The sequence below is a fragment of the Vibrio sp. YT-18 genome, assembly GCF_033337345.1.
Taxonomy (GTDB): domain Bacteria; phylum Pseudomonadota; class Gammaproteobacteria; order Enterobacterales; family Vibrionaceae; genus Vibrio; species Vibrio alginolyticus.
Window position 1 is genome coordinate 1 of sequence record NZ_JAWOQO010000203.1, and the last position, 1127, is coordinate 1127.

At 44.6% G+C, this 1127-nt stretch carries 2 protein-coding genes; one reads left to right on the forward strand and one right to left on the reverse strand.

Features of this window, described 5'->3' with window-relative positions; translation table 11 throughout:
* The coding region (cobA, locus tag R7M72_RS25435) for a uroporphyrinogen-III C-methyltransferase (RefSeq protein ID WP_318056503.1) at positions 1–477 on the reverse strand (477 nt) is incomplete at its 3' end.
* A gap of 266 nt (positions 478–743) precedes the next feature.
* Between cobA and R7M72_RS25440 the strand changes: the two genes are divergently transcribed.
* A partial coding sequence (locus R7M72_RS25440) for a metallophosphoesterase (protein WP_411913728.1) occupies positions 744–1127 on the forward strand: 384 nt, incomplete at its 3' end.

Consider the following 1127-nt stretch of genomic DNA (forward strand, 5'->3'; position numbering starts at 1 on the left):
TGCTGTCGCTCCTGCTGCGGCAGTAATACCAGGCACCACTTGAAAACGAATGCCAGCATCAGCCAACACTTCTAGCTCTTCTCCACCGCGACCAAATACGAAAGGATCACCGCCTTTTACTCGTACTACTCGGTAGCCTTGCTTAGCAAAATCAACCAAAAGTTGATTTGTCTTTTCTTGCGGTACACTGTGGTGCCCTGCACGCTTGCCAACACAAACTAAAATCGTATCGCTTGGGATCAGCGCCATGATCTCTTCAGACACCAAATAGTCGTACAAGACCACATCCGCCTGTTGTAAACAGTTCAGTGCTTTAATGGTGAGAAGTTCAGGGTCGCCAGGGCCAGCACCAACCAATGCCACTTCGCCTGGTTTGAGTGACTGCTTTGCAAAACGAGTGACGCCAGACACTTGGTTGTCAGAAACCAACCTCGGCTTTTGTACAGGTAAAGGAGTGACTGAATCGTTCGTTGCCATGTGCTTGCTCATCATCCATTGATATTGTGATGCAAGCATTATGGCGGGGTGTTTTTATTACCTGAAATTCTAAAATTTCATTTTTTATTCAAAAATCTGCTAAGAAGTTTTTGTTTGGTCTCATTCAAAATCGTGAAAAAGTCGGCGTTTAATATGAAAAGGGTTCAGTAAAATGTCGTTGATTCACAGTTTTCTGCACCTTAATCATTAAGTTGCATTAAAATTCGTTACACTCGACTTCCTATCCCATTAAATTGGAGCACCTCATGAAAATGGCAGTTAATCCTATTTCCGTCGCAGTTTTGAGTGGCATGTTGACGCTTGCAGGGCCAGCAATGGCAGACACGATCAAGCTTCGCATTATTGAAACCACTGACATCCACACCAACGTGATGGATTACGATTACTACAAAGACCAACCATCACAACAAATTGGTTTGAGCCGCGCAGCCACATTAGTTAAGCAGGCAAAATCCGAAGTGGAAAACAGCGTGTTGGTCGACAACGGCGACTTAATTCAAGGTAGCCCGATGGGTGACTACATGGCAGCAAAAGGCATACAGGCTGGAGAAGTTCATCCTGTGTACAAAGCCATGAACCAATTGCACTATGATGTGGGGAACATTGGTAACCATGAATTCAACTATGGT